The sequence below is a fragment of the Eisenbergiella massiliensis genome, assembly GCF_003435485.1.
This window is the reverse complement of the sequence record NZ_QVLV01000009.1, coordinates 103,094-128,777: the sequence shown is the minus strand read 5'-3', so window position 1 is coordinate 128,777 and position 25,684 is coordinate 103,094. Positions and strand designations below refer to the sequence as shown.

Annotated in this window: 26 protein-coding genes and 1 pseudogene; 6 read left to right on the top strand and 21 right to left on the bottom strand. The window is 43.5% G+C overall.

What is annotated here, in order from left to right:
- Nucleotides 1-4: 4 nt before the first annotated feature.
- Genes DXC51_RS14605 through DXC51_RS14595 form a run of 3 tightly spaced genes read left to right on the top strand, consistent with a single transcriptional unit; the run spans nucleotide 5 to nucleotide 1,011 of the window.
- Nucleotides 5-550 (top strand): hypothetical protein, encoded by a 546-nt coding sequence (locus tag DXC51_RS14605; protein ID WP_147332370.1) that lies wholly within the window; start codon nucleotides 5-7, stop codon nucleotides 548-550.
- A gap of 12 nt (nucleotides 551-562) precedes the next feature.
- Nucleotides 563-772, top strand: a complete 210-nt coding sequence (locus DXC51_RS14600) for a DUF3990 domain-containing protein (RefSeq protein WP_207660861.1) — start codon at nucleotides 563-565, stop codon at nucleotides 770-772.
- Nucleotides 772-1,011, top strand: coding sequence for a hypothetical protein (locus tag DXC51_RS14595; protein ID WP_117544812.1), 240 nt, complete (start codon nucleotides 772-774; stop codon nucleotides 1,009-1,011). Before DXC51_RS14600 ends, DXC51_RS14595 begins: the two co-directional genes overlap by 1 nt.
- Nucleotides 1,012-1,306: 295 nt before the next feature.
- On the opposite strand, the gene DXC51_RS30060 is transcribed toward DXC51_RS14595, so the two are convergent.
- From DXC51_RS30060 to DXC51_RS14540, 12 genes and pseudogenes are all read right to left on the bottom strand, one after another.
- Nucleotides 1,307-1,549 carry a hypothetical protein gene (locus DXC51_RS30060; protein WP_243003207.1) on the bottom strand — a complete coding sequence of 81 codons (243 nt, stop codon included), beginning with the start codon at nucleotides 1,547-1,549 and terminating at the stop codon, nucleotides 1,307-1,309.
- A gap of 700 nt (nucleotides 1,550-2,249) precedes the next feature.
- Entirely contained in the window at nucleotides 2,250-2,474 is a 225-nt protein-coding gene (locus DXC51_RS14580) for a hypothetical protein (RefSeq protein ID WP_117544811.1), read from the bottom strand.
- Nucleotides 2,475-2,477: 3 nt separating this feature from the next.
- Nucleotides 2,478-3,404 carry a hypothetical protein gene (locus DXC51_RS14575; protein WP_117544810.1) on the bottom strand — a complete coding sequence of 309 codons (927 nt, stop codon included), beginning with the start codon at nucleotides 3,402-3,404 and terminating at the stop codon, nucleotides 2,478-2,480.
- The gene (locus DXC51_RS14570; protein ID WP_147332369.1) at nucleotides 3,391-4,428 is read right to left on the bottom strand and encodes a protein kinase family protein; all 1,038 of its coding nucleotides are present in this window, start codon (nucleotides 4,426-4,428) and stop codon (nucleotides 3,391-3,393) included. The genes DXC51_RS14575 and DXC51_RS14570 overlap by 14 nt, the downstream gene beginning before the upstream one ends.
- Nucleotides 4,403-5,566, bottom strand: a complete 1,164-nt coding sequence (locus DXC51_RS14565; protein WP_117544808.1) for a radical SAM protein — start codon at nucleotides 5,564-5,566, stop codon at nucleotides 4,403-4,405. The genes DXC51_RS14570 and DXC51_RS14565 overlap by 26 nt, the downstream gene beginning before the upstream one ends.
- A gap of 91 nt (nucleotides 5,567-5,657) precedes the next feature.
- Nucleotides 5,658-5,819 (bottom strand): hypothetical protein, encoded by a 162-nt coding sequence (locus tag DXC51_RS29540; protein ID WP_181970107.1) that lies wholly within the window; start codon nucleotides 5,817-5,819, stop codon nucleotides 5,658-5,660.
- A 187-nt stretch (nucleotides 5,820-6,006) separates the two neighbouring features.
- A complete protein-coding gene (locus tag DXC51_RS14560) occupies nucleotides 6,007-7,329 on the bottom strand; it encodes a radical SAM/SPASM domain-containing protein (protein ID WP_147332368.1) in 1,323 nt (440 codons plus the stop codon).
- Nucleotides 7,330-7,407: 78 nt separating this feature from the next.
- Entirely contained in the window at nucleotides 7,408-8,034 is a 627-nt protein-coding gene (locus DXC51_RS14555) for a tetratricopeptide repeat protein (protein ID WP_117544806.1), read from the bottom strand.
- Nucleotides 8,035-8,246: 212 nt separating this feature from the next.
- Nucleotides 8,247-8,852 (bottom strand): recombinase family protein, encoded by a 606-nt coding sequence (locus DXC51_RS14550; RefSeq protein ID WP_117544805.1) that lies wholly within the window; start codon nucleotides 8,850-8,852, stop codon nucleotides 8,247-8,249.
- Nucleotides 8,853-8,911: 59 nt separating this feature from the next.
- Nucleotides 8,912-9,061 (bottom strand): TnpV protein, encoded by a 150-nt coding sequence (locus DXC51_RS29535; protein ID WP_243003206.1) that lies wholly within the window; start codon nucleotides 9,059-9,061, stop codon nucleotides 8,912-8,914.
- A pseudogene (locus DXC51_RS14545) lies at nucleotides 9,061-9,831 on the bottom strand (tyrosine-type recombinase/integrase); the annotation flags it as partial. The pseudogene DXC51_RS14545 and the gene DXC51_RS29535, both read right to left, overlap by 1 nt.
- A gap of 16 nt (nucleotides 9,832-9,847) precedes the next feature.
- Nucleotides 9,848-10,030, bottom strand: coding sequence for a helix-turn-helix domain-containing protein (locus DXC51_RS14540; protein WP_117544804.1), 183 nt, complete (start codon nucleotides 10,028-10,030; stop codon nucleotides 9,848-9,850).
- A 191-nt stretch (nucleotides 10,031-10,221) separates the two neighbouring features.
- Here DXC51_RS14540 and DXC51_RS14535 point away from each other — a divergent pair, with 191 nt between their 5' ends.
- Nucleotides 10,222-10,779 (top strand): helix-turn-helix domain-containing protein, encoded by a 558-nt coding sequence (locus tag DXC51_RS14535; RefSeq protein WP_117544803.1) that lies wholly within the window; start codon nucleotides 10,222-10,224, stop codon nucleotides 10,777-10,779.
- Between the two features lie 174 nt (nucleotides 10,780-10,953).
- On the opposite strand, the gene guaA is transcribed toward DXC51_RS14535, so the two are convergent.
- The 7 genes from guaA to DXC51_RS14500 form a co-directional block, all read right to left on the bottom strand.
- Nucleotides 10,954-12,495 carry a glutamine-hydrolyzing GMP synthase gene (guaA, locus tag DXC51_RS14530; protein ID WP_117544802.1) on the bottom strand — a complete coding sequence of 514 codons (1,542 nt, stop codon included), beginning with the start codon at nucleotides 12,493-12,495 and terminating at the stop codon, nucleotides 10,954-10,956.
- 273 nt (nucleotides 12,496-12,768) lie between these two features.
- Nucleotides 12,769-14,109 carry an MATE family efflux transporter gene (locus DXC51_RS14525; RefSeq protein WP_081745165.1) on the bottom strand — a complete coding sequence of 447 codons (1,341 nt, stop codon included), beginning with the start codon at nucleotides 14,107-14,109 and terminating at the stop codon, nucleotides 12,769-12,771.
- A 100-nt stretch (nucleotides 14,110-14,209) separates the two neighbouring features.
- Nucleotides 14,210-14,476: a sporulation transcriptional regulator SpoIIID gene (gene spoIIID / locus DXC51_RS14520; protein ID WP_025487534.1), complete on the bottom strand. Its 267-nt coding sequence runs from the start codon at nucleotides 14,474-14,476 to the stop codon at nucleotides 14,210-14,212.
- A 94-nt stretch (nucleotides 14,477-14,570) separates the two neighbouring features.
- Complete coding sequence (locus tag DXC51_RS14515) at nucleotides 14,571-14,756, bottom strand: hypothetical protein (protein WP_117544801.1); 186 nt, start codon at nucleotides 14,754-14,756, stop codon at nucleotides 14,571-14,573.
- Between the two features lie 156 nt (nucleotides 14,757-14,912).
- Nucleotides 14,913-16,184, bottom strand: coding sequence for a PTS ascorbate transporter subunit IIC (locus tag DXC51_RS14510; RefSeq protein ID WP_021640252.1), 1,272 nt, complete (start codon nucleotides 16,182-16,184; stop codon nucleotides 14,913-14,915).
- Nucleotides 16,185-16,209: 25 nt separating this feature from the next.
- Nucleotides 16,210-16,500, bottom strand: a complete 291-nt coding sequence (locus DXC51_RS14505) for a PTS sugar transporter subunit IIB (RefSeq protein WP_021640251.1) — start codon at nucleotides 16,498-16,500, stop codon at nucleotides 16,210-16,212.
- A gap of 35 nt (nucleotides 16,501-16,535) precedes the next feature.
- Nucleotides 16,536-16,991, bottom strand: coding sequence for a PTS sugar transporter subunit IIA (locus tag DXC51_RS14500; RefSeq protein WP_243003205.1), 456 nt, complete (start codon nucleotides 16,989-16,991; stop codon nucleotides 16,536-16,538).
- Nucleotides 16,992-17,282: 291 nt separating this feature from the next.
- On the opposite strand from DXC51_RS14500, the gene DXC51_RS14495 reads away from it, so the two are divergent.
- Both DXC51_RS14495 and DXC51_RS14490 read left to right on the top strand, forming a co-directional pair.
- On the top strand, nucleotides 17,283-19,295 hold the full coding sequence (locus DXC51_RS14495) for a BglG family transcription antiterminator (protein ID WP_117544799.1): 2,013 nt from the start codon (nucleotides 17,283-17,285) through the stop codon (nucleotides 19,293-19,295).
- Complete coding sequence (locus DXC51_RS14490; RefSeq protein ID WP_117544798.1) at nucleotides 19,285-20,028, top strand: sugar isomerase domain-containing protein; 744 nt, start codon at nucleotides 19,285-19,287, stop codon at nucleotides 20,026-20,028. The genes DXC51_RS14495 and DXC51_RS14490 overlap by 11 nt, the downstream gene beginning before the upstream one ends.
- A gap of 71 nt (nucleotides 20,029-20,099) precedes the next feature.
- Here the strand turns inward: DXC51_RS14490 and DXC51_RS14485 are convergent, their stop codons facing one another.
- A complete protein-coding gene (locus DXC51_RS14485) occupies nucleotides 20,100-24,071 on the bottom strand; it encodes an ATP-binding protein (RefSeq protein ID WP_117544797.1) in 3,972 nt (1,323 codons plus the stop codon).
- Nucleotides 24,068-25,612 carry an extracellular solute-binding protein gene (locus tag DXC51_RS14480; protein WP_330413839.1) on the bottom strand — a complete coding sequence of 515 codons (1,545 nt, stop codon included), beginning with the start codon at nucleotides 25,610-25,612 and terminating at the stop codon, nucleotides 24,068-24,070. The genes DXC51_RS14485 and DXC51_RS14480 overlap by 4 nt, the downstream gene beginning before the upstream one ends.
- Between the last annotated feature and the right edge of the window lie 72 nt (nucleotides 25,613-25,684).

Genomic DNA, 25,684 nt, shown 5'->3' with positions numbered 1-25,684 from the left:
TAAAATGTCTAACGACATTTTATCATTGCAATTGCAGGAATACAAGAGGCGGGGGCAGTTTAGTTCTGAATCAGACTTACAAAACAGGACTCAACATGAAGAAAACAACTATGAAGATATCGATTGGAATGTAATAAATATATTATCTGATAACGAGCTATCAACACTTTCTATAAAGCTTTCCAAAAGTAAACGAAGTGAAAAAGATTGGACTATCATAAAAGAATTACTAAAAGGAAAAGAAATGTTTACTTTTGTTGCAAATTCTAATGTTCCATGGATTAGTTCCATAGAAGGCATTGCACTGGAAAAAGAAGCACTGCTTGTTTATACAAATAAAACAGACCTGCAGATACATCTTGAAGAATTGTATATATCAGGAGATATCCCTACAGAGGTAAACATAAAGTCTTATCTCTTTGAAGATATACTTCAAATTGCTAAGAAGCATAACACAATAGTTTTATTTGATATTACAAACAATAAAGACAGAAGATACATGAGTTATATCCCAAGTGAAAATGTGATAAAAGCAGGCTTCTTAGTATAAGACAAGACACATGTGGGTGAAACATTTGATATTATCTTTGGTCCTGTTGCTAACGATGATGTTTACACCACATTTACCCTTTATACTGCTGGAGCATTAACTAAGGAACAAACATTGGAGGCTCTTAAAATCAAAAAGCTGTATAATCAGTTAGTGCTTACCTCAGAGAAGGCGTTAAGCTACTTAAAGTTTATTGGCACGGTGACGGAGGGGGAATTTTAATGGAAAAACAGAAATTTGAAGCTATGCTCATGCTTCTTGTTCCGCAGGTAGTCCACCTGATTACCGAGAATTATCCGTATGATGAAGTTACTGCCTCTAAAGAATTTTACGATTCTAAGGTATATTCCTTTCTGGAGCTGGAAGATACGAAGCTGTGGCATTTGAGCGCGCTGACTCTGTTTAATATGTTCGATGAAGAAAAAAAGACAGGCACATTCACATTCCCGGAGGAGGCATGATTATGAGTCAGGAAGGCAATTTCTTAATCTATTGTATCGAACAGTATAAATCTGCAAAAGGCTTAACTGCAAAACCGGAAATAACATGAATACAAAGAACTAATACGGCATTGCATAATTAACTATGATTATACAGTTAAGGGCACCCCTGTATACGTCCATTTGAAAGGATGTGCAGCGAGATCGTATTGTTCAATAAATCTCTGAATGCTTTCTTTCAGTTCCTCTATAGATGTATAACTCTTGCGTTTCAATAGTTTACGGTTGATAATCCCGAACCATATTTCTATTTGGTTCATCCATGAGCTACCGGGGCTGCTGCAATTATCTGTCGTACTGCCTCACAAAAATCCATCTCCGTTCTTGTTTCATTTAAATAGGGCGGATACATTGTCCCGCTTGCTATATGTAAGAAGCCAATTAGACTGGTCTTCCCGTGACAGATATACTCAAAATCTCTTGCCGCAGAAAGGCCAGGCAGTGGCAGTTTATCAGGAAATTTATGCTCTAATGCCTGGATACCTGTCATTTCATCCACTGATACCACTTGGGTAGTAACAGTTCAGCCTTCGGCCGAACTGTTACTACATCCGCCCATTATAAGTCGCCTTCGGCGAGGGGCGGATGCCTGCTGCCACCACGTTTTCTCACGGTTTGCGCAGTGAATGCGCAAACCTGCCTGAACTGTTACCTTGGGTTCCTTCCTTTTCGAGAACCTGGGTGTGCAGGTATAAATCACAGATTTCATTTACCTTGGCGGCGAAGATTTCCGGTGAGATTTAAACTCCATTGGCTGGTTTCATACCCGAAATCGGAGGGATGTTTACAGGAATTTTTGCTTTTACATTTTTTAAAAGATTGAATTCACATTCAAACGAAGCGCGCAGAAAAATTGCTAAGCCAACAATCAAAGACACACTAATTATATTCCAAATATAGTACAAATCAAATGAATAATCAAGATATAGGTATCAAACAGGTATCACTCCCCACCCAAAGAGCCGGAAAGTTCGCCGTTTAAGCGGCTTCCCGGCTCCCTGTCTACTATTCAAACTCGGCAAGTCCAAAGGTATTCTTAAATATAATTGTTTAAGTTTTGTATCTTTTTTACCGTTATTTTATTTCTGTTGCATATATTATTTTGGCTCGCTGATTTTCTGTTGCCAATTTGTTGCCACAAATGTATTATAACAAATCAGATTTCAAAAGCAAACCTCTTTTTACAAAACATCCACTGTTCAGTTTTTCCAGCCCCCCGAATGATCTATGTATTGATCCCCAGGTCTTCTCCACGCTCCGCTTTCATCAATATAATTGTCATTGGGTGCTCTCCACGCCCCCGATGCATCTACATAAAAATCATCTACAGTTCTCCAACATCCCGAATAATCAATGTAATCATCATCAGGCATTCTCCATGCACCAGATGCATCCATATACTCTTCTCTTTTCCACCTTGGCATTTTCTATTCCTCTCTCGAAACAAAATACATATTGATTGATTTTTTCCCCTTATCATCTACACATATTGCAAATCCATATAATTTCAATTCTAAATGCTGTTTTATAAATTCATCTATTGAAACAGATAATACAAAACCATATTGACTTCCAAAATACTTTCTAACAAGATGTAAAATAGATAAATTATACCCATCTATTTTCAGATAAATTTTATACTTACTTTTATAATCCGGAAAATAATCTATTGCCATAAGCCATAAATGCATCTTTCCCAAATTAATTGCATCAGCATAAACTTCTTGAATAAAATTAATCAACTCACTAAATTGAGGTGATTTCAAATTCAAAATATAATCCTTATAATATATATCATTATATACATATATTTTTCTTTCATCATCTAAATAATCCCTCAACAGCCATTCCATATTTATTGCAGTTCCATATTTATTATTCTTAACTCCCAAAATATGAATTGGCAAATACTTTTTTTCTTTTTCTGGTATTAATGCAGGTATCTTACCTAGATCATCTTGTAAATCAGGAAATATATTTATAATTTTTTCAGAGAATCCCTTCATATTCGAATATGTTTGATTGTCAAGCACAACATAATTTCTTTGTAGTTTAGTTCCCTTTACAACGCACCTGTATTTTACCATTTTTTTATCAAGCACAAATTGAATAAGTTCGGGATCCTTTTCCTTTGTTTCTATGTTCTCTTCCGGTTGATAATATACTTTCAATTCGAATGGAAAATCTTTTTGATACTCAGATACATTTATTCCCAAAGAATCGATATTCGAAATATCTTTCTCTATACCATTATCGTTTAATAATTTATTATATACTTGTTCTAACTTAACTACCATATCTGAAGCAATCAAATAATTCACCCTTCCACACAATAATTCCTCAATATAATTCATTTGTCTCCTTTTGTAATTCACTTTGAATGTCTACATTCGAATCTAAACAATAATAGTTAGCAGTAATATGTGGAACCATTTTTTTTACACTCTTTTTTAGTCCTTTACTCGCTAATAACGCTACAAAACGGTTAAAATAAACTCCATTTATAATGCATGCCATATCATATAAATATTCCCGTTCTTTAGCATTTAAATTCCGGTTATTAAGATAAGAACTAAAAAATACTTTTCTATTCTCAGTTCGTTCCTTTAAAGATAATATTAATGCAATGTCAAATGAATATACCGAACTATACCATGTTACCAACATGTCATTTAATAGGACTTCATCTCCAGAAAGATTAAAGTCTATAATACCATATCGATTATTATAAATAGTCACATTACTTAGTAATCCCAAATCTCCATGAACTGCATAAACAGGTAGATCTGTCCACATATTTTTAATTTTGCTAATTGACATTTCATGAACAGCTTTAACTTTTTTGTATAAATTGGCTTCAAGTAGAATATTTTTATTGGCTCCCCATATTCTATCTATATCTACTCTTCCAGAAAACAATGCACAATATGTTGCACCCTTTTGCAAATGACATTCGTGATTTATTGAAATTGTATGCATATCTGCCAGTAATCTTCCGAGAGTTTTTATGTTTCCAAACGATATTGTTTTAAGATCTTCTCCAAAATAATCTTCTATCGTAACTCTAAACTCTACATCTGAAAAACGAAAACAACCTATAAATCTATTTTTCATCTTATATTTTTGAGGTACAGGAAGTCCATCAACCCGTAAAATTTCCGAAAATTCCGAGCGTTTTTCTTCTTCCTCAACACAAATCCATTTATCGGACAATAATTTCATAACGTATCTTACATGAAGAATAGTTTCTATCAAAATAACTATACATATTTTTTCATCTACCTGATAATATTGTAATATCTCAATAGCTACAGCTTTTCCTCTGTTTCCTAATTCATACTTCTCAAGTATATTATTTACATCTTTTATACTGATCACATACATGTCCTACAACACCATTCAAACGACTTTGATTATCAGAGATTTCTTCCTGTATAACACTTATTGCCTTAAGAATTAATTTATCATCCTCTGTCAGTTCCGTCTTTTTATTCTTTATCCTTCTAAATTGAATTTTAGCACTCGCAAGAATGCATAATCTATATGAATAACAAAGATTAACATCCACAAGATGACAGCATCCTGTAGTAACCAAATTGGCACTATAACAATTTGCACATAAAAAAAAGAATTTGCAATCATAACAAGGATTTTCTTTTATAAGATCGAATTTAGATGCATCATAATTCTTAAAAATTCCTGCCTGTTCACCTATAGATACTGGGGCAAACCCTTGACATGGATATACGTTTCCATCTATGTCATAGCATGCTGTCATTTCTCCAGCTCCGCAGAATCGCAGTTTCTTATTTAGTTTTGAGAACACTAATCTTAAATCATAATCCAACATTGTACAAAGCTTAATATCAGGATTATCTGTATAATACTTGACTAATTTTTCAAGCTCTCTTACAAAAATCTCTTCATTCTTTGAATAATTCCAATCAACACCTGTTGAAAGAGTTGCATCCGCAAAAAAGCCCAATTTATATAGATTAATGATTCCCTCAGCGAGCGAAGGAAGGGTATATTCTGACATAGTTAATTTTGCTTGACAATCAGGCCATGTAGTAACAAAAAAATCTATATCAATATTTTCATAACTACCTTTTCCAGATAAAAAAGGACGATTCTTATTTTGCATAGTCTCTGTACCATCAAGACTTAATGAAACCATATATCGTTCTTTTCTCTCTTTTAACCACTCCTGAACTTCTCCATGTACAAGAGTCCCATTCGTTGTGGTTTCAAAAAAAGTATTCCGATCCCCATACATAGTCATGACATAATCATCTATTTGCTTTATAAGTTCAAAATTAGTAAATGGTTCTCCACCAAATACCTCTATTAAAACAGTATCTCCTGGTTTAGAAGAACTGTAAAAATTGTCTAAAATACTTCTCGCTGTTTCAAAGCTCATTGTTCTCTTACTCTTAAAATGTTCATAACAATATACACAATTTAAATTGCATTCTTCCGTTAACAGAAGCATAATTTTTTTTTGATCTTTATCCACGATTAACCTCCTCGATAAGATACAGCGGGAATTTAACCATAATCTATAGCTAAACTCCCGCTGTTTTACATGTACTTGTATACGTTAGAAATCAATCCCAACCACAAGACTTTTTATGAGCTGTACAGCTACAGGAATATGTGGCAAAACCAGGATCAAAACTATATCCTTCAGTGCCATATTTCTTTTCTGCCTTTTCAATCATCTCAGTCAGTTCGTTTTTTTCTGCACTGTTAAGAAATAACTCAGCCATATATCTCGTCCTCCCTTCAAGTATTAGTACATTTCCAATAACAATAAGCAACCTACTCCATATTAATCATTGGAACATGTATCGCAGCATGTAGTGCAAGAACCAGATGCTACATGCTCAAATACAACTTTGAGCATTTCTTCTGAATATCCTTCTCTAATAACTGTCATATTCTCACCTCCCTTCTTTACATTTTTTTGCTTATTTCTTTATAATAAAGATTAACAAGTTCTTTTTGTATTTGTCGAATTCGATGGCATTTTTGCTTATTTCCATACAATATTCTCTGCGATTTACATCCTCCCTGACAAATTGGTAACAGATTGCATTTTTTACATTCTTCGTCCTCTATGGTAGTATTTCTAAAAATTCGATATATACTATTATCTTCTGATATACCATCAAATACCGTTCCACATGCGAATTCTTTTTTCCCTGATAAACGATGACATTTATATAACGTACCATCCGCATCAATTGATATTCTATTTTTAGTAGTCATTCCACAAGAAAATGCATTAGGCATTAATCCAAATGCACCTATCAATCCCATATCTCCATCATAACGTGGTTTATATAGTGGAAATCCTTCACTAAATTGAGTTTTTACAGCTTGAAGAAATGGATGTTCCATATCCCCATGAAAATCGCTTATTATCTCATTATCACTATCCAAAGTAAGCGGTGCAAAATAAATATATAAAGAAGAATTATCATGTCCTTCAAATTCTTTTTTCAATTGTATATAAATTTCCTTCGCTCTCTCTATTTTACTTGCTGCAAAGTTCAATCTAACATTTGTTGTAACATGATGATCCAATAACATACATACATTATTGATTACACGCTTATAAGCATCTTTCGCATCAATATCAACATATCTTTTTATTTTTCCATATTTTTCTCCAATTTCATCAATTGTTATCTGAAATGAAAGATCTGAATATTCTTTTTGAAAATACTCAAGCATTTCTTCCGTTAAAAGAGAGCCATTTGTTGTTATGTGTGCTATCAAGTCATAACCAGCTTTTTTCAACTCTTCTGTTATATACTTCATTATTTCAAAGTTCATCAGTGGCTCTCCACCAAACCAATTGATAGCAAATTGTGGCTCTGGATAATTTTTTTTAATATATTGAATCGTTGCGTCTGCAACTTTTTTTGTCATTGGATATTGTTTAATTCCATTTTCAAAACAGTAATAACACCTTGCATTACACTCTGTTGTAGTAAGCAACGTTACATTTTGAACTGGATCACTCATTCCTTTTATACGCAATTCTTCTAAAGCCGCCAACTCATCGAAATCATCATCTACGAGAAATCCCATTTTATGAAGTTGTTGTACACAATCCTCTTTAAAATTCTTTTCTATAAAAATTTTATTATATTTTTCTTTCTCCATCGCAACAAATGCCGTTGTATGAGTATTATATAGTAAATATGTATTTGGATTATCATCCTGCTCTGTTGCAATAATAAATTGTGATATTTTCATGTTATTTTTCAAGGGATTGTCCCTGATATTCCCCCTTTATAATATTTTTTATTTCACCAATAACAACACATTTAATCAAAATACACTATGCTAAAATGGTTTTTTGAGGTATACTTGATAATTCCGTTTAACATTATCCAAAACTTTTTCTACATATGCTTTTCCACCTGGCATTCCATTGTTAATCAAATGATTAATTCTCTGTAAAGCTGCATTACTCTCTTCTTCAGCTTGATTACCATGCAGATATGCACAAACCAGCCAAAAAACCATGTCATCCATTGTATATTTAGATCTCTTTGCCAACATTATCATATCTGCCAATTCTACCTGAGATTTTGCATCTCCCTGTTTAGCCGCCATTTCAAAATATTTCATAGCCTTCTGTTCTCTTCCAAAAAGACCAGTCTCTCCTATTTTATACATAGAAGCTAATAAATATTGTCCAAATGCAGCCCCGCCATCAGCTGCTATTTGCAAATACTTTGTTCCCGCTTTTTTATCTTTAGATGTACCAATTCCATTTAATAAATCTATTGCTACCATTAAATTAGCCTGTACATGTCCTTTGTCCGCAGCCATTTTATAGTATCGATGTGCCTCTTGATCATTTTTTTCTGTGTGCAGTCCTCTATTATAGCAATCACCAACCATAACCATTGCATCCACATCTCCTTGTTCAGCTTTTGTCACTAAATTTCTCAATCCCTCGTCCATATTTTGTCTCCTTTTCCTTTAGTACCAATTTTTAAAAAGTGTACTTTTTTGAATGGATAATTCAATGTGGATTGTTTGTGATTTTTATAAATAATTTATATTTTAACATTGAAAATCCGTATATTTCGTTGTACAATATACTTAATATTTTACTTGTTAAAGAAGAAGAGAAATTGCAAAAAAGTACACCTTTTTGTAATATCTCTTCTTTCTTACTTTTCCGCATTCTCGTAAGATTTCGCTTTATATAAAAACGTAGAAATCGGCATATTGCAGGCATTTGCGGCAACTACACCTGATATTTTTCCATCTTTCCATTTCTTATATATTTTGTGGAAATCTTTTGGTAATGGTTTCGGTGGACGTCCAAAACGGACACCTTTCGCTTTGGCAACAGCAATTCCTTCTGCTTGTCGCTGTTTTATATTACTTCTTTCGTTTTCAGCCACAAAGGACAACACCTGTAAAACAATGTCACTCAGAAAAGTCCCCATAAGATCTTTGCCTCTTCTGGTATCTAATAACGGCATATCCGAAACAACAATATCAACTTTCTTTTCTTTTGTAAGAATTCGCCATTGTTCTAAAATCTCTTCATAGTTTCTTCCCAACCTATCAATACTTTTTATATAAAGCAAATCATCTGCTCTCAATTTTTTCACCAGTTTCTGATACACCGGTCTGTTAAAATCCTTTCCTGATATTTTTTCCACATAAATATTTTTCTCTGAAATTTCTAATTGCTTCATCGCCTCCAATTGTCGATCTTCATTTTGATCTTTTGTGCTTACTCGAACATATCCATATTTGTTTATCATTTCGTACCTCACTTTCTTTTGACGCATTCAATAAAATATCATAGAATGCTTAATCGAATCTATCTATACAAAATAGTCTTATATACAATCTCCTCCACACAAGCCTGGATATTATTCATTCTCCCAACCCATGCCATCTGATCCCGCATTTTCAGTTTTCCCGTTACTCCCTGTCTTTCTTTCATCTGCTCCACCAGTCTGTCCATCATCTGATTTCCTCACACAAGAACTTTGGCATCTTAATCACTCGGTTACTCTTAGGCGTTTTTGGAGAAGTAATCACATTCTGCCCCTTTAATCTCTGGTATGACTTGTTAATCCGAAGATTGCACTTGTCGAAGTCAAAGTCGGCAGGGATAAGGGCTAATAGCTCGCCCATTCGGATACCACACCAGTAGAGCATTTCAAAGGCATAATAGGACTGTGGCTTATCCATCATGGCATCTGCAAATTTCAGATATTCTTCCTTTGTCCAGAACAGCATTTCCTTGTGTTCCTCTGAACCCATAGAGCCTGCTTTCTGTGCTGGATTGGAAGTCAGGTGGTAAAACCTTACCGCATGATTGAATATGGCACTTAGCTGTGCGTGAATTGTTTTCAGATAGGTTGGTGCATAGAGTTCTCCATTTTCATCCCGATAAGATAACAACTCATTCTGCCATGCAATAATGTCCTTCGGCTCGATTTCCTCCATCTTTCGATTTTCAAAATACGGAACAATTTTTGTTCTGATAATGTGGCTCTTGGACTCCCATGTGTTTTCCTTTACACGCTTCCTTTTATCTGCTTCATAGATTTCAAAGAAGTTGCCAAAGGTCATATCCAGTTTTGCTCCCTGCTTTAGCAGTTCTTCTCGTTCCCACATCTGGGCTTCACGCTTCGTTGTAAAGCCCCTTTTCTGTGTCTGTTTTCTCTCTCCCTGCCAATTCGTGAAACGAAATACAACACGCCATTTGTCTCCATCATTGTAAACAGCCATTTTATCAACTCCCTTCTTATTGTTCGCTGTAACACATTTTCTTCTTGAAAAATTCAGTGTTCACTCTTGATGAAACAGTGATATAACCCATCTGCTTCAATTCCTCGTTCATCTGTCTTACGATTTTGTACGCATAAGATTTTGATACGCCGATTTCATCAGCTACATCCTGTACGCTCATAAAAGTTTTTTGTTCCATTTGGTTTCCTCCCTTGTTTTATCATCCTAAACTATTTCGTTTAAGTTTTGTAGAGTTATCATACTAAACATTTTAAGTTAAGTCAATAGGTTTTCAAGTGAATACTAACTTTTTTTGTTTAAGTTCTTCTTGCTATCCTTTTTGCTTCGTGCTATACTCTACATAAGCAAATAAGTTTAGGAGGTTTTGTTATGGCAATCGGACAACGCATTAAATTTTTCCGTAACAGAAAAGGCATGACACAAAAGTATCTGGGCGAAATTCTGGGCTTCCTTGGGAAGACCTCGGATGTTCGTATGGCACAATATGAGTCAGAAGCCAGAGTACCAAAAGCCGAACTGGTAAAAGAGATGGCTGGTATCTTTGATGTCAGTCCCTATGCTCTGAATGTTCCAGATATAGATACTTACTTTGGTCTGATGCACACTTTTTTTGCATTGGAAGATATGTATGGTTTGAAAATCAGTGAGATTGATGGAGAAATCTGTCTACATCTGGATAAGACCAATTCCAATTACACAAGTCTTTTTCGTATGTTCCATTCATGGCAACAGGAAGCTGCTAAACTGGAAAATGGAGAAATCTCCAAAGAGCAGTACGATGAATGGCGTTACAAGTATCCAGAACTTGACAATTCTCCTCATTTTGCCAAAGTCATTCCGCAGGGGCTTAGTGATATGCTCATGGAAGAACTTGCTAAGATTGATAAAGAAGAAAAGAAAGAGTCTAAGAGAAAAAAGAAAAAGTGAGCATAAAAAAACCTTACCGACTTTCATTGTTTGAAAATCAGTAAGGTTTTTCTATGCTATATTCAGATAAAATTTATTCCTTGAGTGAGAGTCAAATGTTGTCAAATCGTTGCCACGGCTTAAATAAATTTGTTTGGAAGTCACATAAACACTGGGTTCTTTTTGACACTTTCATCATTCGAATTCAATCGTCGCCGGCGGCTTCCCCGTACAATCATAAAGCACCCGGTTCACATTCTTCACCTCGTTCACAATCCTGCTGCTCACTCTCCCAATCAGCTCCCAGGGAAGCTCGGCAAATTCCGCAGTCATGAAATCGGTAGTGGTCACGGCGCGCAGAGCGACTGCATAATCATAAGTCCGCTCATCCCCCATAACCCCAACGGAGCGCATATTGGTAAGCGCTGCAAAATACTGATCCGGCTTATTCGGAATATCAGCCTTTGCAATCTCTTCCCGGTAAATCGCATCTGCATCCTGCAGCATCCGGACCTTATCCTCCGTCACCTCTCCGATAATCCGGATAGCAAGTCCCGGGCCGGGGAAGGGCTGACGGCTGATCAGCTTTTCAGGAATGCCAAGCTCACGGCCGGCCGCACGCACCTCATCCTTAAAGAGCAGACGGAGCGGCTCCACGATTTCCTTGAAATCCACATAATCCGGCAGGCCGCCCACATTATGGTGGCTCTTGATCACGGCGGATTTGCCCAGGCCGCTCTCAATCACATCCGGATAAATGGTTCCCTGCACCAGGAAATCCACAGCGCCGATTTTCTGCGCCTCTTCTTCAAACACGCGGATGAATTCCTCGCCGATTATCTTTCTTTTATCTTCCGGCTCCACTGCGCCGGCAAGCTTTTCATAAAAACGCTTCTGCGCGTTCACACGGATAAAATTCAAATCATAGGGACCATTGGGTCCGAATACCTCTTCCACCTCGTCCCCTTCGTTTTTGCGAAGCAGGCCGTGATCCACAAAAACACAGGTAAGCTGTTTCCCCACAGCTTTTGACAGCAGCACGGCAGCCACGGAGGAATCCACGCCGCCGGAAAGTGCGCACAGCACCTTGCCGTTTCCGATTCTTTCACGCAGCGTCTGAATGCTTGTCTCCACAAAGGAGTCCATCTTCCAGTCTCCCGCGCAGCCACAGATATCAAACAGGAAATTCGCCAGCATTTTCTTTCCTTCCTGGGTATGCATTACCTCAGGATGGAACTGCACACAGTACAGGCCTTTTTCCACGTTCTCGGCTGCTGCCACAGGGCAGACCGGCGTGGAGGCCTTTATTTCAAATCCGGGGGCTGGCTGGGATATATAATCTGTATGGCTCATCCAGCAGACAGAAGTCCCGGATACATTGGTGAACATTTTTCCAGTGGTGTCAAAATGTACCTCCGTCTTGCCATATTCCCGCACAGGCGCTGTGGAAACCCTGCCACCAAGCAGGTGGTTCATCAGCTGCGCGCCGTAGCAGATGCCCAGCACCGGAATTCCCAGTTCAAAAATACCTTTATCACAGGAAGGAGAATCGTCGCCATATACACTGTTGGGGCCGCCCGTAAAAATAATGCCTTTGGGATTCATTTTCCGGATTTCCTCAAGACTCATCGTATGGGGGTGAACCTCGCAGTACACATTGCATTCCCTGACTCTTCTGGCAATCAGCTGATTGTACTGCCCGCCGAAGTCCAGGACAATAACCATTTCTCTTTCCATTTTTTCCTCCATTCTGCCGCAGGGCGGCACGACCGTATATTACAGGTAAAATCACAGGCAACTTTTTTCAGTAAATATTGTATCCATTAAAAATACATTTCATTATAAAATAATCCCTGCCTGTTTGTCAAAACCTTTTCTTTCCGAATTTATCCGTATTTTTCCGGTTTTATTGCTGATTTTCCACAATCCGGCCATGGAAGGGTCTGCTTTGGGTCCCTGTATCCTGCTGCATCTGGCATTTTCCACCTGGCATTTCCACCGGTCGTGTCCCTACTGTTCCCTCTGCCTGTGCATCGCCATTTCCCATTTATGTCCTCTGTACCTGCATGTGTAGCAGATCGCACGGAAAATCCAGTCCACCACCATAGCCGCCCAGACGCCCAGAAGTCCCAGATTGAACTCATAAGTAAACAGGTAGGAGGCGCCTACGCGGAACACCCACATAGAGAGGATAGCGACTGCCATGGTCCAGATGACATCCCCAGCAGAACGCAATGTGTTTGGCAGAGTAAAGGACGGCACCCAGAAAAGGATCACCATGATATTATGGAAGCGCACCACCTCTATGGCCATCTTTGCAGCTTCAGGCCCCAGGTTGTACATTTTAATCAGCAGCGGCATTCCGAAAAACATCAGAACTGAAATTACAGCGGTGATGCCGATGGCTATCTTCATCAGTTTTTTCGTATAATATCTTGCCTGTTTGTATTCGCCCGCACCCACGCATACGGCGGAAACCGAAACCAGCGCAAGGTTGATTGCGCCGCCCGCAAGGATATTCCAGGAGGCCAGTGTGTTTGACACGGCATTTGCCGCGATGGCTGAGGTTCCCATTGTGGCCACAACGCTCAGCACCAGAATTTTGCCCAGCTGAAACATGCTGTTTTCCATGCCGTTGGGTATTGCGATGTAGAGTATCTTCTTAATTAAATCCCCGTTAAAACGGAATCTGACCTGTCCGCAGAAATTGATCTCCCGCTTCGGATTAAACATCATGCAGAAAATTACGATAGCCCCCACGAAACGGGACACCGTGGTGGGAATCGCAGCGCCCGCAACACCCCATTTCAGTCCGAAAATACATATCGCATTGCCGGTGATGTTGATCGCGTTGATAAGCAGGGAAATCCACATGGTAACCTTGGCGTTATTCATGGAGCGGAATATTGCCGCGCAGGAATTATAAATCGCCAGCCCGGAAAAAGAAAGCGCCGTAATAATAAGGTAGGTTTTGGCAGACTGCATAACCTCCGGCTCGATTTTGCCGAACATCAGGCGCAGCAGCTTGTCATGAAAACCGATAAAAATAATGGATATGGCCAGCGCCAGCGTAGTGGCGAACATGATGATCTGCCAGGCCGCCTTGCTCGCCTCCTCCGGATGCTTCTGCCCCAGAAAATGTCCGGCCACCACCGCGCCGCCTGTAGCAAGCGCTGAAAAAACATTAATCAGCAGGATGTTCACCGTATCCACCAGGGATACCCCTGATACGGCCGCCTCCCCGACAACGGATATCATGATGGTGTCCGCCATGCCGACAGCTATTGCCAGCGTCTGTTCGATGACCAGGGGGATGATCAGTTTTTTCAGGTCCTTGTTTGAATATAACATTTGAGTTTTCCTGCCCTTATATTTTTCTTTTGTACTCTGCATAATTTTTAGCTTTTCAGTTTCTTTACAATCAGCTTATCTTTACACAGTAATTACTTATTTATTTTATTCCGTTTTGTGACTGATGTAAATACTTTTCTCTGGTCGCAAGACCGCCCCTGATGTGGCGCTCCGACTTATTTACATCTAATACTTTCCTGGCTTCCTTGGCTAATGCAGGATTAATCTGAGACAGGCGTTCCGTAACATCCTTATGTACGGTTGACTTGCTGATGCCGAACTGTTTTGCAGTCTGTCGTACAGTGGCATTGTAGTCAATAATATAGTTGGCAATATCGATTGCTCGCTCCTCGATATAATCTTTCACGGAATTCCCCCGGAAAACTTGTTTTTACAATGTATGCGGGGATAGAAACCTGTATGTCAACTTTTCCGGGGATAAAACCAAAACTGTTTTCCGTTCAATGTCTGTCCCATTCTTCGAATGCGCCTTCCCACGTTTTCTTCCCGAAGGGCCGCACAGTATCTCCTGTGCGTTCTGCGTATTCCGAAGCATATTTAATAAAAAAATACAACTGTTCTCTTCTGGAACGAAGCTCCTTTATGCGGATTTTGCTCCAAACCGGAACCCTTTCAAACTGCTCCACCCCAACCCCGCCAGACTCTCTTCACTCTAAAAACCCCCTGCATCCGCCGCCGGATAAATTCCGGCGTCCCGCAGATGCAGAGGGTTTTCTTTTTATTATGTCATCCTAAACTGCCTCTATTTTCCATTACCCTTCATAAATAACGAAAACCTGCAGTTAATGGAGCAGTCTCGCAATAGCCCCTTCCACGATGCCCCACAGCGAGAAGTCCTGGCCGCCGTAAACGAGCATCCAGTTGTTGATGGTATTTCCGAAGAAATAGGAACCGAAGCCTACCAGGAATACCATAATAATACCGCTGAGAGCCGCGCCTACAATACAGCCCCTGATACCGCCGGTGGCGTTGCCGATGATGGACGCGCAGCCGATTTCAAAGAAGCAGGTAAAGGTCAGCGGAATGATAACCGTAGGGAACATTCCTGCGGTGAGGATGATTGTAATTGTTGATGTAATCATGGCTACGATGAAACCGATAATCAGCGCATTGGGTGCACAGTTGAAAATAACAGGGCAGTCCAGCGCCGGGATAGCTCCCGGAACCACCTTTTCTGCAATTCCCTTGAAAGCGGGAACGATTTCCGCAATCAGCATACGGACGCCGAGAAGCATGATGGTAACGCCCACGCCGAAGTAAATCGCCTTTGTGAAAATAAAGGTGAATATACCGGTCTTTCCGCCTGCATAGCCCCAGACTTCACCGGGAACCAGGCCGTTTGCCTTCAAAATAAAGAACATTGCAATGTATGTAATACAGATAACGATAGATCCTGTAATGGATACCTCACGCAGGAAACCAAGACTCTTGGGGAACTTGATATCCTCCGTAGATTTCTCCTTGTTGCCGATGACCTTGCCCAGATAACCGGAAATCAGGGAAAGCACGGTGGTGGGGTGGCCGATGGTGAAGCTGTCGTCCCCGGTCACTTCCTTAACCAGCGGACGCATCAGGTTCGGGGATATTACCATATAAGCTGCCGTAAAAATGGTGGCCAGACCGATCAGCTTGCCGCCTGTCAGCCCTGCGTCAACACCCGCAGCAATAAATACATAGGGGAACCAATACAGCATATGTCCTGTCAGGAATACGGATTTCCATTTTGTAAAGCGGGCAAACAACAGGTTAAATGCGAATGCAATCAGCATTACGATACCGATCTGTGTGCCGTACACGGACATATCAATGTCCGGCTTGCCGTTGGCTGCAGGCATCATGGTATTAAAAGCCGCCGCCAGGCCGTCAATGGAATTTCCTGTGATAATCCCGGTGCCCTGGGACAGAACGAAGAAGCCGATTGCGGTCATCATCGTGCCGCGGACTACCTCGCTGAACTGCTTCTTTTGCAGCAAAAGACCAATCATAGCGATTAATGCCAGGAAAATAGCACCCTGACCGAAGATCTCATTAATGATAAAATTCAATACAACCATAAATCCCTCTCCCTCCTATGAAACACTATTTTTCCAAACTTTCAAAGTATTCCAGCGTTTTCTGCGTTACTTCCTTCTTATTTACGAAGCTGCCGATCGTCACTACCGGAACCTTACTGCGTTCCTGGACACGTCCGGCAAGTTCCTCCGATGTAAAAATCACGTCGCAGGGCGTTGAAGTGCATGTGCCGACATCTCCGCAGAATACCTCCGCATCCAGCTTATTTTCCTTCAGGATTTCTTCTATTTTCATTTTCAGGAAAAGGGAAGAACCGCATCCGAAGCCGCACACTGTCTGAATTCTTACTGTGCCCATCCATTTTACCTCCTTCTCTTTAATCTCTGCCTGATTCAGGCAGGCATTTCCTTTCCGGCCATTATCCGGACCACCTCTTCCACACTGGCCGCTTTGGCAATCATATCGATCCGCTCCTCCGCAAGCAGTGTTTCAGCGACCCTGGACAGAGTGTCCAGATGTGAGGTACTGTTCGTACATCCCAGGCACAGGAGCACGGACACCGGGTCATTGGGTGAGCCAAACTCAACCGGAGTATCCAGTGTAATCAACGCCATGTCGCTTTTTACCACATCTTCACACGGTGCTGCATGGGCCAGCGCAAAGCCGGGCATTATCACGATATAAGGCCCCAGCTCCTTTACAGACTGAATCATCTTTTCCACATAAGCGGGCCTGATGCTTCCTTCCTCCACCAGAACCGCCCCTGCCTTACGCACAGCCTCCTCCCAGTCAGCCGCTTTTTCTTTGATTCGTATATGACTCTCATTGAGTATTTTATCCAAAGACACGACCTCCTTTTATCATTTTTTGTGCATTTAGCATAACATTTCTCAGGGTCAATGCCTAGTTCATTTTCTTTCACATTCTTTGGAAACAACCTTGCCTTTCCTCTCCCCTTCCCCGCCCTTATAATGAAATTATATTGGAATTTTATGTTTGGATACCTGAAATTTATATACTTCCCCGCCCGGCCGAAAGGCGGAGCCGTAAAGCGGACAGCGCGGCAGACTGTGAGAAGAGGCAGGGGAATACATAAATTTCAGGTGTACAGGCATACAATACGGAAAGGGGGATAATGCATGAACAGGCAGACAAGCAAGCTGCTTACCATACTTCTTAATTCGCCCGGCCAGTATTTTCATTATGAAGAGCTGGCGGCGCGTTTTCATGTCAGTACCCGCTCGATCCGTAATTATGTCCAATCCATCCTGGAATTTCTGGAGGATCAGAACCTGCAGCCCGTTCTGTCGGTTTCCGAAGGAGGAATTGCATTTACCGGAGGAGCCGAGGAAAGCAGCCTCCTGCTGCAGGCCGCTGTGGATAATGATTTTTACCTGTACCGGCTCTCTCCGGAGGAACGCAGCCATATCATCCTGCTGACTTTGCTTATCAGTGATGATTTCTGCAATATTTTTGAGCTGTCGGAAAAATTCAATGTCAGCCGCACCACCATCCTAAAGGATATGGAGCAGGTGAAGGTTTTTCTGTCCCGCTACAATATCAGCTTCGATCCGGCCATGAACAGAGGTTATCTGCTCCGGCCCACGGAACGGCAGCGCAGGGACATGATCATGCGGATAATCCAGTCGGCCATGGGCGCGGTTTTTTCCCTGCACAGGGAAGTGAATATATATGAACGCTTCCTATATGATGAGTGGGATCTGGAAAACTATTTTCCGTTCCTCAAACAGCTCCTTCTGGATATGGAACAGCAGTATGAGCTGGATGTATCCGATGCATGTTTTGAAGAGCTGCTGCTCATGCTCTCCATCATTACCGTCCGTCTGGAAAGAGGCGCCTGCATCAGGGAAAGCACGCTGGAGGAAAAAACCTTTCAGAATCTTCTTGTTTACGAGCTTGCCGGAAATATCCTGGAGGTGCTGGGCCGTCGTTATCACCTGGCCGTGAGCGAGGCTGAGATCCAGTATCTGGCCTCCAAGCTGTATTACTGCCGTTTTTACAGCCGGGCGCCCATAGAAAACGCCCAGGACGTAAAGCTGCACATGGCGCTGACCAGCTTCCTTATGAAAATAAGCGGTGAAATGGATATCCCGCTGTATGAGGACAATAAAATCGTCAACCAGCTGGAAAGCCATCTGCGCGATATTGACAAGGCGCATGCCGAGGGCGTTCCCCTGGAAAATGATTATACGGAGCAAATGATTTCGGAATATCCGGAATATTTTCAGCTGATCTGCCATCATCTTCCCACGCTGGAGGCCACCACCGGTTATACCTACACCAGGGATGACATCGCGGTAATCCTCATCTACCTTGTAGTAGCCGTGGAACGGCATTTTAAAAATGACATCCTGCCCAAGGTGATCGTGGTATGCCACACGGGTATCGGCACAGCCAATTTTCTTGCGGAGCGGCTGAGCACCAATTTCAATATCAGAATCATGGCGGTTACCTCCAACCACAAGCTGCCGGATATCATGAAAAACTACGATTTTGATCTGATAATATCCACCATCACGCTGTCGGAGCCGGAGGAGCTGTGGGTCAAGGTTTCCCCCATGCTGGAGGACGAGGACATCCTGCGGCTGCAAAAGCTTTTCATGGATATTAAAAAGGATAAAAAAAGAATGAACGTACAGCCCCGGCCCCGCGAAAGCATGCCCGGCATCCGCTCCGTGCTCCGGGAGGAAAACATCCTGCTGGATACGCCCTGCGGCGACTGGAAGTCGGTAATACAGAGAGCCGCCGGCCCGCTCCTGATGAGCGGCAGCATCGATACCAGTTATATCGATGCCATGATACAGTCCTTTGAAACCAACGGTTCCTATTTTGTTTACTGTCCCGGCGTGGCGCTGGCTCATGCAGGCCCCGGGGACGGCGTGCATTTCTTCGGCCTGTCCCTGATCCGGCTGAAAAAACCGGTTCCCTTTGGCCACCGCCTGCACGATCCGGTCAGCTGGTGCATCTGCCTTGCCATCCAGGAAAAGGACGAAAGAATCCAGTACGTCCTGCGGCTGATGGATCTGCTGAGCAATCCCCGCATCCTCCGGGAAATGGACGGCATCCGGGACAGAAAGGAGCTGCTTGCATATCTTCTTGAAAAAGAAAGGGAGGAATCATATGAACAGTAAAAGCTTTGACTATCTTACACATGTGGAAGAGATTCTGGAACGGGTAAAAAATACCCAGTGGGATTCCATGGATGCCTGCGCAGGGAAGATGGCGGAGGCGATTGCCGGCGGCCATTCCGTCTTTGCCTTCGGCGCATCCCACGCCGGCATCCTGGCCCAGGAGCTGTTCTACCGTACCGGCGGGCTGGCGGTCCTCAACGCAATCCTGCCCTCGGAATTCATGCTTAACACCCGGCCCGTCACCCAGACAAGCACCATGGAAAAGCTGGACGGCTACCCAACTGCCATCCTGAAGCATACCCCCATCCATGAAGGCGATGTGCTTCTGCTCCATTCCGTTTCCGGACGTAACACGGCCGCCATCGAAATGGCAATAGAGGCCCGGAAAATGGGGATATCCACCATTGCAATCACCAATATGGAATATACAAGCCAGGTGAGCAGCCGCCATAAAAGCGGTAAAAAGCTGTACGAGGTCTGCGACATCGTTATTGACAACTGCGGTGATTTTGAAGACTCCAGCATGCTGCTGCCCGGCATGAACCAGAAAATCGGCCCCACCTCCAGCGCGGTAGGCTGCACCATCGTCAATATGATCGTGATCCGCACCGTGGAGCACCTGCAGGAAATGGGCATTGAGCCGCCGATTTTCCACAGCGCCAACGTGGACGGCGGAGAAGAATTCAATAATGTTCTGTTTGAAAAGTATAAGGATCAGATTCATTATATGTAACCGTAACGGGCGCACAAAAATCCGGCGGAGGTTCTTCACCTTCCGCCGGATTTTTATGGCCACATGCCCGATTACTCCGCCTCTGTTTCTCCGGGCCCGTTCTTTCCAACCCTGTTTTCTCTCCCTATAATCCGCCGCATCGTCCGGATTAGGTCTTCCATCTGAAAAGGCTTCGCCAGATGGGCGTTCATCCCGCTTTCCAGGGATTTCTTCACATCCTCCTCAAAGGCATTGGCGCTCATCGCCACAATGGGAACCGTCCTGGCATCCGTTCTTCCGGATGCCCTTATCAGCTTCGCCGCCTCCAGGCCGTCCATTACAGGCATTCGGATATCCATGAGGATCAAATCATAATATCCCTCGCTGCTCTCACAGAAACGCTCTACGCCCTCCTGTCCGTTCAACGCTGTCTCTACCTGACATTTCTGCATTTCCAGGATCGTCCTTGCGATTTCCAGATTCAGCTCATTATCCTCCACAAGAAGGATTCTGGCTCCCTCTAACCCGGCCAGCGCACCCTCGGTAAGCTTATCGTCTTCCTCCACCGGCCTCTTGCCGACTGTCTGAAGCAGGGTAAAGGAAAAGTCGCTTCCTTTATTTTCCTCGCTTTCCAATGCTATGTGGCCGCCCATCATCCGCACCAGACGGTCGCTGATGGCAAGCCCCAGCCCGGTTCCTCCATATTTCCGGGAGGTATCGTCGCTGGCCTGCTCAAAGGAACGGAAAATCCGCTGTCTGTTTTCACTGCTTACGCCAATTCCGTCATCCCTCACAGAAAAAGTGGTTTTTACCATTCCTTCCCCTGCCGGCTTCTGCACGGCCTTCAGCCTGATATGTCCTCCCCGGGGCGTAAATTTCACCGCATTTCCCAGGAGGTTAATCAGCACCTGGTTCAGGTGCAGGCTGTCGCCCGTCACCCATTCCTCTGAAATCACAAATTCCCGGGTAAATTCAATATTTTTTTCCATGGTCTGCGGTTCGATCAGATTATATACGCCCTCCAGCAGCTGCTTCATGCTGAAAATACCATTTTCCAGCTTCATCTTTCCGCTTTCTATCTTGGACATATCCAAAATGTCATTAATCAGGCTGAGCAGATACTGGGAAGAGCTGTCAATCTTGTGCAGGCAGTCCTCCACTTTCTGCGAATCCTGCTTTTCCTGTATGGCAATCCCTGTCATGCCGATAATCGCGTTCATGGGAGTACGGATTTCATGAGACATCCGGGAAAGGAAATCGCTCTTCGCCCGGCTTGCCAGGTCATACCGCTCACGGTTGATATTGCTCTCGATGATTTTGGCTATTTCCAGAAGCTCTCCCCTTTCCGCCTCGCGCAGGTTCAGCTGTTCCGCATCCGCCGCATAGGTGATACAGCCCGTATATTTACCGCTGTCATACAACGGTACTGTCAGGCAGCTTGTGCGGGGAGGGATTACAAAGAAATCATTCTCCTTCTTACGTTCCGCGCTTCCTGCAAAAATACGGAAGCCGCCGTTCAGGCTTGCGGCATACTCCTCATATTCCTCCTCTGTAAAATACTTTGCCCCGCCGCCTATCCTGTATTCCGGCCTGCTGTGCCACTGATAGGCCATATGTACCGTATAGAACTGCGCGTCCGCCTCAGATATCAAAATATCAGAAAGCCCGTAATGGGTTCCCAGCTTCACCAGCAGGACGGACAGAATTCCACTCACATCGCTGCTTTTGTCAAAAAAGTTAAAGACAAGAGGAACCATGGGAATCCCCCTCTGATAGGAAACACTGACTATTTCATCAATCTCAGGCTTCCTGCAGAGACTTTCAAGCTGTTCCCCGGACAGTTCCTCATAGAATACCGATACACCGCTGCGGCTGTTTTTCGCATAGGCCAGCGCCCAGGCGGCCCTGTCCATAAGTGCTGACAGCTCTTCCTTTTTCCTGCGTACCGCCCCGCCGGAGGATATCTGGAGACAGAATCCCGCATCCGGATAAATACCGGCAATCCTCTCCCGCAGAGCCTGCAGGAAATCAGCCGCTTCAGCCTTTCCGGCGCCTTCCATCCAGATGAGTATCTCATCGCCGCCCTCACGGACCGCCATCATCCTGATTCTGCCGTCTTCCGTAAATGTTTCCTTTATTTTTAATATGGAGCTTCCAATCTGTTCCAGGATGGCATCGCCGAATACAATGCCGTATCTTTCATCAAGCTCACGGAATCTGTCCATATCAAGCAGAAGCAGACAGCCTGCGGTATTCTCCTCCCACTGGGCCGAAATCATCTTTTCGCCTACGCTGCGGCGGTAGAGTCCGGTAACCGGATCTCTCCTGACCGTATCCAGCTCCATCAGCTCCTGTATCTTCTTTTCATGGATATTTTTTATGCTGCCGATGATTTTGGAACGTTCTCCATTGGCGTCACAGATAACCTTTCCGGTCATTTCCATCCAGGAATAATCCGTCGCCTCTTCACTCATCCTAGCTTCAAATACCAGATCGATCTCATTTTCGCTTTCCCGCAGCGCCTCCCTTACCATTTCCCGGTCGTCCTCATGAAGGCAGCATGCTTTCAGCTGTTCCAAAGCATCCGAATCATAATGGCATTCCGTTACACCCTCCATTCCTTCTTTGTCGCCTACATTGTATACATTCATACAATCGCCGCGCACATCATAGGAATACAGGATATCCGTACTGCTCTGCAGCGCGATCCGGTAACGTTCCTTTTCCTCCATCAGGCTGTATTCCGCTTCCTGCTGCCTTACCATCAGCTCCTGAACCACATCAAACAGCTCATCAACCTCTGCAATATCGCTCATCTGGTAGCCGGTAAGCCGTTTCCCGCCGCTGTTTCTGATACACTTCACCAGTCCTCTGATAGGCTTTGTAAAATGGGAAACCATTATATAGATACTGACCATGCCGAACACAAGACCCACCAGTATCGCAATCAAAAGATTCCATACAATCTTGTTCCCAATTCCGAACAGCTCCCGCTCTCCCTCTACGCCTGCCACCACCCAGACCTCGTCTGAAAACGGCGTATTGGTGTTGTAAAGATGAAGCCTGCTGACACCCGCATAGGCCTCCCTTCCACGTACGGAAAGACGGTACAGGGAATTATATCTGGTTGTTTCCGTCTCAAGCCTTTCCATTGTCAAAACCGCCGCCCCGGTCACCACCATAGGATCCAGGCTTCCGTCCTCCGCCAGCCCGGCCAGCATATAGCTGCCCTGGTTCTGGCTGTTCAGCTCTCTTACGGGAAGCATTTCCGCCAGATAATTCTCAGAAATTTCCACCCCCATCACACCGTAAACCGTTCCCTGGTACACCAAAGGAATCGAATAGGCAATCATATGATAGCTGTCGCTTTTCGTATTTCCCTCCAGGGTAAAGGGCCTGCTCCAATAGGCCAGATTCCTGTAATCCGTATCAGGGTACAGCTTTGCCGCTTCATAAGGCTTGAAGAAAAAATCGTCACAGCTCAATTCCCCGCTTTTACCCAGATGGAAGCTGGTGGTCCAAAGCGTATCCAGGGGAATACCCTTTGCATGGGAAAAGCTGCTTGCCCCTCTTTCCAGCAGGACATCCGCATAATCAGCCGGATTTCCCGTAGGATCGGAATCCCTGAAATAAATGCCGTCGCAGGTACTCTCCTGCGTACCCACGCTGTCGTTTGCCAGAATGAGAAAGGATCCGGTAACCGTATTTTTTCTCATCATATAAAGCATGGTGTCCAGCATATTTTCCAGGAAATCCTTCTGGGCCTCTTCATTATTCAGAAAATCATGCACCGTTATTCTTCTTGTCGTAAGCTGCTGCTCCAGCGCATTCTTCGCCTTAGCTTCCTCCTCCTTCATCTCCGACCAACGCTGTACCATATCGTTTTCCAGAAGGATTTTCCGGTTTTCCACTGTCTGGTTCAGAATACCCACAGAATATTCTTTTAAAAGAAAGGGTGTGCCGCTGAAAAAGAAAGTTCCATAGGATATCATGGCCTGAACCATCATAACCAGTATCAGCGGTACCACAAACAAGCTGAAAATCGTTCTTTTTTTCATTCTCATTTACTTTCTACTGCTTCCTGCAGCTTACTCTGCAAACCTGCAAACCATTCTTCAAAAGCCTCATCAGAGATAAACTCCGATACTGCCTCGTCAGGATCAGCCCCCGCTGCCAGCTTCTCCTCCACAACAGCCCGGTCAGCAACGGCTTTGTCGGAAAGGTTATATTCCAGAACCTTTCTCGCCGCTGTGCCGCCCTGGAAGGCCTTGTTGGTATACATGGTGCTGCTCTTAACTGTATCAAAAGCAGCCACAAGCGTATCATATGTCTTCTCCGGTACCTCAAGTCCGCGTTCTTCAATAATTTTATCCAGCTCAGCCTTATCATTGGCCGCTTTTTTTACCGGAAGATAGCCGGAGGAACAGCCGAATTCAATGTTGTTCTCCGCCTGGGTAAACCACTTCAGGAATTCAGTACAGGCATATTCCTTCTTCTCATCCGTTTTGGTCACTACCATGCCCGCGCCCTGCTGCACCGCATAATTCTCACCGCCTTCGAATACGGGCGCCGGAAGGATTATGTATTCTATGGGGTAGGTTTCATCCTCCAGCTCCACCGCATCCGGGAAATACATGGCGGAGGTAGTGGAACCCGTATAGGAAATCAGCTCGCCTATTTTCACATCATCGGAACGGAACCTGCCGTAAGCGCTGAAGTATCCCTTCACATAGGGTATGTACCAGGTGTCCCAGATACGCTTCATCACAGCTTTATCCACCTGAAGCGTTACCTGCTGGTTTTCCACCTTGAAAATCTCAGTGCCCAGCTGCATGGAACCGATAATAAACAGATTCGCCATCGCGTCCCTGCCGTAAAAAGCCTTGCCGTCATTGGGTATGTCCGGTGTCAGGCTGTCCGTCCAGTCATAATATTTCCCTGCCGTTTCCGCCAGCCCTTCCATGGTCGAAAGGGAGGACAGCTCCACACCGGCGGCCTGTGAGAATTTATCCCAGTCCGTTTTATCCAGCATGAAGATTTCGCTGGATTTGGCCGTAGGAAAAATAAACAGCTGGCCGGCTTCCCCAATCCTACCCTCTTCCACATAGGAGTCCACGTATTCACTCAGCTCCTCCTTACTAATATAGGGAGAAATATCGGCCAGATAGCCCATCTGCTGGATTTCATAGGCTGTATCCGCGTAACAGGAGAACATATCCGGCGCTTCCTCACTGCCCACTTCCTTCTTCAGCGCGGACATCACCACCTCTTCCAGCTGGTTCACGTCGCCCTTGCTGGCGCTTTTTACAAAAATGCCCTTTTCCAGTCCTACCGTATCGTTGAATTCCTTCACCAGCGCATCAAAAGCGGTCTGCTGCGCGCCGTTATAATAATGCCATGCCGTAACCGTAACCGGGTTATCCGGATCCAGCTTTCCATTCGCCTTCCCGCATCCGGCCAGCAGGGCCATCCCTGCCGCCGCCAGACAAAGCATTGCCGACAGCATCCTCTTTTTTCCACCGGCATGCCGCAGGCCTGCCTTTGAAACAATATTAGCCGGTAATTTGAATGGAGCTTTCAGACTTTCCCTTCCGAATATATTCATAGCGCCTTTTCCTCCCCATAAAATGTAATAAATACCTGTATCGTTTTATTATACATGATTCCTGTATACTTT